5 protein-coding genes are annotated in these 6,785 nt (G+C 48.4%); 2 read left to right on the forward strand and 3 right to left on the reverse strand.

Annotation, left to right across the window (positions count from 1 at the left end; genetic code table 11):
- Positions 1 to 96 precede the first annotated feature (96 nt).
- The 3 genes from QZQ29_RS08410 to QZQ29_RS08420 form a co-directional block, all read right to left on the reverse strand.
- Entirely contained in the window at positions 97 to 636 is a 540-nt protein-coding gene (locus QZQ29_RS08410; RefSeq protein WP_296962287.1) for a hypothetical protein, read from the reverse strand.
- A 3-nt stretch (positions 637 to 639) separates the two neighbouring features.
- The gene (locus tag QZQ29_RS08415; RefSeq protein WP_296962288.1) at positions 640 to 2,463 is read right to left on the reverse strand and encodes an N-6 DNA methylase; all 1,824 of its coding nucleotides are present in this window, start codon (positions 2,461 to 2,463) and stop codon (positions 640 to 642) included.
- Between the two features lie 307 nt (positions 2,464 to 2,770).
- Complete coding sequence (locus QZQ29_RS08420; RefSeq protein WP_296962289.1) at positions 2,771 to 3,220, reverse strand: hypothetical protein; 450 nt, start codon at positions 3,218 to 3,220, stop codon at positions 2,771 to 2,773.
- Between the two features lie 340 nt (positions 3,221 to 3,560).
- On the opposite strand from QZQ29_RS08420, the gene QZQ29_RS08425 reads away from it, so the two are divergent.
- The gene (locus tag QZQ29_RS08425) at positions 3,561 to 5,252 is read left to right on the forward strand and encodes a tetratricopeptide repeat protein (RefSeq protein WP_296962290.1); all 1,692 of its coding nucleotides are present in this window, start codon (positions 3,561 to 3,563) and stop codon (positions 5,250 to 5,252) included.
- The gene (locus QZQ29_RS08430) at positions 5,249 to 6,703 is read left to right on the forward strand and encodes a tetratricopeptide repeat protein (protein ID WP_296962292.1); all 1,455 of its coding nucleotides are present in this window, start codon (positions 5,249 to 5,251) and stop codon (positions 6,701 to 6,703) included. The genes QZQ29_RS08425 and QZQ29_RS08430 overlap by 4 nt, the downstream gene beginning before the upstream one ends.
- The last annotated feature ends 82 nt before the right edge of the window (positions 6,704 to 6,785 follow it).

Genomic DNA, 6,785 nt, shown 5'->3' on the forward strand with positions numbered 1-6,785 from the left:
AGCGAGCTATTTAAGGAAGCCCATGACGAAGCAGTGCATAAAAATTCTTATAAAAGGAAACTCTATGAATTAATCAGCGCTTCCCCAGGAAAATGTTCAAGCACTCTCCTGATCTTGGATAATATAACCACGCTCTATTGCATCCGCCAGGGCCTTCTTGAAACCCGTTTTTGTCACTTTCAGTTCATTAGTTCCAAGCCGTATGACCGGCGGATATCCATTCTGCCCTTCTATGGCTGTAATAATGCTGCTGTAGCCTCCTTTGCCCCTGGCACTGTGGCCTATGAGGCCGAAAAGGACGAGAGCATACCGGCTGCTGCAGTACATACTGCGATAATTCAGTTTCTGGGCCTCTTCATAATCAAGGTAGAGTTTGAGCCGTTTGGGAGAAATACCCATGGTTTTACATATGCCTTTTATGGCATTGGCCGAAATCATGGAGGCCCCAATCACAACGATATACCCGGAGGGATCCTGGTTATCCGTTTCTTTGGCTTCTTCTTCAAAAAGATCGCTCAGTCCTGCTATCTTAAGAAACCGGTCTATGGTTCCCTGGGAATTCATATGGCAGAGGATTTCTTCTGCCCTTTCCACAAGGACACCTTCCAGTACCTCTATCTGTTCAAGGCTCAGCATAGTTTATCCCTCCTTCATGGTGTCATCAAATACTTTTGTTTTTGACTGAATCATTTTCCGAAGGGCATCTTTTGCCTTGTACAAATCGTCCTGGCATTTCTTATAGATTTCTGCCACCTGCTGCTGCCTTTCCATAGGTGGCACGGGGATTTTAATTTCTTTCAGACTCTGGATGCGAATACTGGGAACGGTCATACCTACATAGAAGAGATTCATGAGGGCATTTCCTTCAGGACTGTCAAGGAAAGCAAGCAGATAATAGGGATTGATTTTTTTCTTGTCCAGCTTCAGGACAAACATATTTCCTGTAGCCATAAGCTGCCGTCCTTCCGGCACAGAAGCCAGCCCTACTTTGGCAGGCCTTCCCACTTTAGAGAGAATAATGCTTCCGTCTTCGATGAGATATTTCCTGTACCCTTCCGGGATTTCAGTCATGTGTTTCAGGTCTTTCTGAATTAATCCGTCCTGCATATCTGACAAAGTAAGGTAATCAATGCCCGTATCTTCCTCACTGCTGAATGCATCCAGCTGCGAAGCCATAATAGGCGCGCCGCGGCTGATGCGGAGTGTCAGGTCTTCCAAAGGTATCAGAGTGCCATAATTAGACAGGGATTCAAGCTCATCTTCCGGCGTTAAGTAGGTCTTTGGGAAAACAGAGAAATCCTTTTTTTCGATTTCTTCGTTGGATACCGTTTTGCTGATATCCGTATCTTCTGCCAGAGCTTTGAGAATGGTATCTATGTTTGCTTTGCTGAACTGGTTTGTGCGGCGTCCTTTCTCGTAAATTCCAGAAGCATCTACAAAATGGACTTCTTTATTTCCATGGCTAAGCACCACGAGAAGGATGGAAATATTAGTATAGGAAAACATTTTGACCGGAAGGCTGATCACCGATTCAATCCATCCTTGCCGGATGAAATATTCCCGTGCCGCCTTCTCAGGAAAGTTCCATGCGCAGCTGCTTGTCAGCGTAACCACAGCCTTTCCTTTTTTGGCCAGCCTCTGCATTACGCCGGCGGCAAACGCCCAGTCCAGCGTTTTTGATTTCTTAGCAAAGGGAAGGCTCTGAATCCATGAGTCACGAACAGAAAACCGCATGGCCAGTGGATGGTCGCAGAAGATTTTATCGAAATGTTCTGCGGCATTCTCTACGCCGGGAGGAGTCATATCCTGTAAAATATCCCTGTTCTCTATGGCAATCTTCTGATGATACTTATCGAGGTATTGATCCAGCATGTCCGGCTGGCCTTTATATGCGGCAATCAGTTCCTTCATATTCGGTGGATCCAATAAAACATCCGCCCTAATTCTAGAAATCTGGCACGCCGAACGCATGATGTCATAGCCCTTTAAAACTACCCCTGGCACCTGTTCATAGACCATTGTCAGAAAACCGCCAATGCCACTGCAGAAATCAGCCACGCTTTCCCTTTTTCCAATTTTAAGAATAGATAATGCCAGATGACTGAGTGAATCTGGAGTTCCACTCGCTCCGTGTGCCTTTCCTCCGATGGTCAGAGTATCTTCGAAATGCAGAAGTAAACCTTTTACTACTCTCGGTTCCACGCCCTTTGATAGTTTTAGTAATTCATTACCAATTTTGGATTCATAGGAAATAAAATCGGGCAATTCATTAAAGCCTTTCCGGCGACAGAGTCCAATAACCTCAGCTAATGCCTCTTCGCCATACCAGTCAAACTCTTTTCGGAGACTAAGCTGGTAAACCATATAAAAAGCCTCTGCCTGTATTAAAGGATCCACTGCTGCCTTACCGCGTACGGCTGCCAGTATTCCCCATTCCAAATCGTCGCCTGTCAGTCCATTCATCTGCGTTCTCTTTACCAATTCGGTTTCCTCCTTTTTGGTATTTAATTACCATTTCTATGTTGTTCATATCATAACACTCCATGCCCAACTTGTCAAATGGTATTTTATTACCATCTTCGATTGCCACATATGGAAACCCTCAGTTAGGATGAAGGTTTGAAATACAACAAAATCCCCTCCTTCTCAGGAGAGGACTGTTTCTCCATAGCATAATCCGCTTAAAAGGCAGGAATCCCTTACGTTCCCTGCAGTACACCAGATATTCCCTTTCCATTTATACGTTTACGTTACAGAAGCAATATCGTACTTATAAGTCGAAGGATTTCGTAATCTTTGTCCCGTCTTGATACCCGAAAGTAATGGAACGCTTTTGCGCCTTCTTAGCCAGCTCTAAGTATTTTCCCTTCAGCTGAACCACGTAAATATTAGCCGTCTTCGGGATGGCACTATGATTAGGACTGGAAAGACTCATTGCTTCGAAGACCGTGAGAGGATACGAATTCCCGTCCAGATGAAGAACTACGGCATGGGAGGGTGCTTTTTTTCGAAAGGTAAAATTAACGATTTCAATATTCACAAACTCTGCTGTCACTTTTTCATCCGATAAAGGGACAGGAAGGGAGAGCAGTCTTGATTCGGTTTTAATTTCTGTATCCAGGCCTTTCGTATCGTAGCAGTATACATATCCCCCGCCAACCAGAATTAAAAGAAGAAGAATAGCTATAATCACCTTGCACAATGATAAATTCCCTTTCATTTGATTTCTCTCCTTATGTAAGAAAAACGAAGCATGAAAACTTAAAGGCAGCGAACAGGCGGCGGCCAGTGATTTCCTGTCCACTTCAAATATCATCTGCCGCCATTTCAGTTTATTTCCCTGCTACTCACCACTTCCTCAAACTGTTTTCTCTTTCTACCCTTTATTATACTCATTAACCATGACATATACTGTCACTGAACGCAAATTTACCATCCAATATTTCAAAGATAAATACAAGTAAAAAACTCCCCTCCCCCCTTCTTCTCCTCCATCTCCCCCGCCATTCCATGATATAATTTAAGAAATTAATCCAATGTTATAAAAAAGGAGGGTCTTTATGAAGAAGAAAATCGCTGTGCTGCTGGCGGGCTGCTTCCTGTCGTTTGTGCCCATAGCACCGGGAGGCCCGCAGAGGACAGAGGCGGCGCTGGCGTCCGGTGCTGCCGGGGATATGTTCAGTCCCGCGCAGGCGGCGCCTGCAAAGAGGAAGCTCACGAAGGAGGAGCAGGCGGCTGTTCTTCTTCAAAAGGCGGAGGAGGAGGTGAAAAGCCATCCGGACCGGTACCAGTCCTATGCGGCCCGGGCCCATGCCTATTTCATGAAGGGAGAAGTGGAAAAGGCCATGGCCGATATGGACCATGCCGTGTCCCTGGCGCCAAAGGATCCCGTGGTGTACTGGCTCCGGGCGGGCTATTACGTAAAGCTGAAGCAGGACGCGGCGGCCCGCTGGGATTGGTACTCCGCCCTGGCGCTGAATCCTCCAGACCCTTTAAGGCTTAAAATCTATAACGACCGGGGCCGATGGAATCTGCAGGAGAAGAAATATGCGGACGCTGTGTCTGATTTCCAGAGCGGACTGTCCTGCATTCCCGCCGGAAATGGAGTCGGACTTTCTGCCCAGTACATTCTAATCGGCCATGCTTACAGGAAATGGAAAGATTTCCCGCGGGCCGAGAAGAATTACAAAAAGGCCATGGCTAAGAATCCCAAAGCCTACCAGCCTCTGGAGTCTCTGGGAAATCTATATGCTGAAAATCTGAAGCAGTACGCCAGGGGCAGGGAATGCTTCGACAAGGCCATTGCCCTGGATCCCAAGGCGCCCATTCTCTATCGCCGGGCGGCCCAGATTTCACATAAAATGGGGAAACCCAAAGACACCGTATCCTACATGACAAAGGGCATAGCCCTCAGGCCTAAAATGGACTATTACTATACCATTCGGGGGAATGCCTATCGCGAGCTGCATAAGTATGACCTGGCCTTGGCGGATCTGGATAAAGCCATAGAGCTGAATCCTAAGGTCCCTTTGTCCCATACCATGCGGGGCCATGTTTATATCGATTTAAAAAAATGGGACCGGGCCCTTCAGGATTACAACGAAGCCATCACCCTTTCCCCTAAAAAGCGGGATGACTTATATTTTTTCCGGGGCTTCATGTACATCATGACTGACCAGAAGGAAAAGGCTCTGGCTGATTTCCTCGCAGCTTCTTCCTTAAGGCCGAAAAATGAAAACTACTATATTCTCATAGGAGATCTGTACGTGGAAATGGATAAACGGCAGGAAGCTGTTTCATACTATGAAAAGGCGGCGACGCTTGAACCAAAAGCGGCCTATGTTTTCAATAATATGGGATACAGCTATCACAAACTGGGCCGGAATGACAGGGCCCTGGCCTGCCTCACCAGGGGCATAGACGTGGACCCGGACTTCCCTGAAACCTACCGCTCCAGGGCCAGGGTGTACGAGTCCATGGGCCAGCTGGATAAAGCGCTGGCCGATATGGACCATTTCCTTACGCTGCAGCCGAAAAATGCAACGGGCTATAGGCTTCGGGCAGAGCTTTATGAAAAAGCGGGGAAAACGGAGCTGGCGGAAAAGGACAGGAATAAAGCAAAAGAACTGGGACCGGACCATGAGGATAAAATCAATGAAACCGGAGCTATTATTTCATCTCCTGACTGGAACTATATAGAGTATAAAAAGGCAAGAAAAGCCAGAGAAGCAAAAAAAGGAGGGGCTTTATGAAGAAACGAGTGATTTCCATGATAACCGCCTGCCTGCTGTCGGCAGCGGCCATGGCGCCGTCTTTTGCAGAGGATGGTGCTGCCGCAGCCGCCAGAGCTGCCGGTCCGTCGGATGTGCTGGGGAGTCTCTATACCCATATTTCAAAGGACGTGAAGGCCGAAGCGCCGTCGCTGCAGGCCAGGCCTGTGCAGCTGACGCCGCAGCAGGGAAAGGAGCTGCTTTCCGCCATGGCGGAGAAGGCGGTGAAGGAGCATCCGGACCGGTTTGAGGCCTATGTATTTCGGGGCAGCATGTATTACATGAAGGGGGAAAAGGAAAAGTGCTTTGCAGATCTGGACCACGCGGTGTCCCTGGCGCCGGAGAATCCCCTTTCCTACGGGTCCAGGGCAGAGTTTTACGCCCGGGCCGGAAGGGATAAAGAGGCCCTCCAGGACTGGGACAAGGCCCTGTCTTTGCATCCCGGTGATAAGATAAAGGATAACATCTATTTCCAGCGCGGCCTTTTCCATATGTCGAGAAAGCAGAATGAGGCAGCCATTGCCGATTTCAAAGAGGACCTGAAATATATGACTCCGAAGCTCCGTTTTGCGGTGCATATTTCCATGGGAGACTGCTACAGCAGGCTCGGAAATAAGGAGGAAGCGGAGAAATCCTATAGGGAAGCGGTCAAGGAAAGGCCGGATCACCCTGTATGCTGGCTGGCCCTGGGAGACTTTTATTCGGATAAACTGAAAAAGTACGACAAGGCGGAAAGCTGCTATGACAAGGCCATTGCCCTATATCCCAAGTCCGCCTTTTTCCTTCGCAGTGCCGGTCTCAACGCCCTCAAAATGAAAAGGAATGAGAAGGCACTGGATTATTTCACAAAATCCATAGCCGCCTCCCCTTCCTACTGGCAGGGTTATTCCCTCCGGGGCAGCACCTATGCCTTAATGGAAAAATACGAACTGGCAGCGGCGGATTTCACAAAAGCCATGGAACTGAAAAAGGAGCCCGACGCCCTTCTCCTGACCCTGCGTGGTGACTGCTATAACAAGCTGGGCTTTAACGATAAGGCAGTAGAGGACTACACAAAAGCGGTGGAACTGGACCCGAATAACGCCGACGCCTTCGAGTCCATGGGATATATCTACTCTCTGAAGGGCGAACATGACAAGGCCATCCCCTACTATGAAAAGGCTATTGCCCTGCATCCGAAGAAAGGCGAAGCCTATAACAACCTGGGCTATACCTGGTTCCAGAAGGGAAATACGAATAAAGCCCTGGAATACCTGAACAAGGCCATCGAAGTGGATCCGGATTACGCCGAATCCTACCGCTCCCGGGCCGAAGTCTATGAGTCCATGGGAGAGTACCATAAGGCCCTTGCAGATATGGACCGCTTCGTGACCCTGGAGCCAAAAGACGCCAAGGGCCGCCAGTTCCGGGACCGGTTGGCGGGAAAAGTTTGAGGGTTCAGAAGGTTCGGGAAAAGGTTCTTAAGATTGACCGGCCTTTCAGGCCGGAGGGTTCTTAAGTTTGACGGCGGCTTCG

Origin of the sequence: uncultured Dialister sp. (genome assembly GCF_900538805.1) — a bacterium.
Lineage (GTDB): Bacteria > Bacillota > Negativicutes > Veillonellales > Dialisteraceae > Dialister.

Coding starts and splice junctions, on each gene's coding strand:
- QZQ29_RS08410 (WP_296962287.1), bottom strand. CDS start 636: ATGCTGAGCCTTGAACAGATAGAGGTACTGGAAGGTGTCCTTGTGGAA.
- QZQ29_RS08415 (WP_296962288.1), bottom strand. CDS start 2,463: ATGAATGGACTGACAGGCGACGATTTGGAATGGGGAATACTGGCAGCC.
- QZQ29_RS08420 (WP_296962289.1), bottom strand. CDS start 3,220: ATGAAAGGGAATTTATCATTGTGCAAGGTGATTATAGCTATTCTTCTT.
- QZQ29_RS08425 (WP_296962290.1), top strand. CDS start 3,561: ATGAAGAAGAAAATCGCTGTGCTGCTGGCGGGCTGCTTCCTGTCGTTT.
- QZQ29_RS08430 (WP_296962292.1), top strand. CDS start 5,249: ATGAAGAAACGAGTGATTTCCATGATAACCGCCTGCCTGCTGTCGGCA.